Consider the following 263-nt stretch of genomic DNA (forward strand, 5'->3'; position numbering starts at 1 on the left):
GGCGGCTGTGCAATGATCGGTCAGTCTATTATCAATATTAAGGGAGGAGGTAGAGGACGTCTATCAGGAATTGTTGCTGCACTAGCTTTATTGATGTTCATTTTATTTGCTTCAGGATTAATTGAGCAAGTACCTATTGCAGCATTAGTAGGAGTGATGTTCATGGTAGTAATAGGTACGTTTGCTTGGTCAAGTTTCAGGATTATGAATAAGATTCCTTTAGCTGATGTAATCGTACTAATCTTAGTTTCAGGATTAACAGT

Annotated in this window: 1 protein-coding gene; it reads left to right on the forward strand. The window is 38.0% G+C overall.

Annotated features, from left to right (window positions below; all coding sequences use genetic code 11):
• The coding region (locus ACRHOC_RS14875; RefSeq protein ID WP_431159414.1) for a SulP family inorganic anion transporter at positions 1-263 on the forward strand (263 nt) is incomplete at both ends.

It is taken from the genome of Winogradskyella poriferorum, assembly GCF_050618035.1.
In the GTDB taxonomy this organism is placed as follows: domain Bacteria; phylum Bacteroidota; class Bacteroidia; order Flavobacteriales; family Flavobacteriaceae; genus Winogradskyella; species Winogradskyella poriferorum_A.